Source organism: Aquitalea sp. LB_tupeE (assembly GCF_013391415.1).
Taxonomy (GTDB): domain Bacteria; phylum Pseudomonadota; class Gammaproteobacteria; order Burkholderiales; family Chromobacteriaceae; genus Aquitalea.
Window position 1 is genome coordinate 1 of sequence record NZ_JACAXB010000067.1, and the last position, 271, is coordinate 271.

Annotated in this window: 1 protein-coding gene; it reads right to left on the minus strand. The window is 57.9% G+C overall.

Annotated elements, in window-relative coordinates; all coding sequences use genetic code 11:
- Positions 1 to 13 precede the first annotated feature (13 nt).
- A partial coding sequence (locus tag HWX34_RS21020) for a transposase (RefSeq protein ID WP_178974159.1) occupies positions 14 to 271 on the minus strand: 258 nt, incomplete at its 5' end.

Consider the following 271-nt stretch of genomic DNA (forward strand, 5'->3'; position numbering starts at 1 on the left):
ATATTTACCCCTCTCACGTCAGCTCCGGACGCAATGCGACCAATGAACGTAGTCGTATCAGGTTGTAGGCCGCCATCGTCAATGTCAGTAACTGATCCACTTTGGCCAAACCCCGCACCATCACCTGACGGATCGGGCCGATGGTCTTACCCCAGCCCAAACACTGTTCGATGCATTTACGCCGGCGCTGGCTCAGCGCGTAGCCATGATGACGCGTGGTGCGACCGTCAATCGCGCTGCCTCCGCTTCGTCGGGTATTCCGTGCCACATG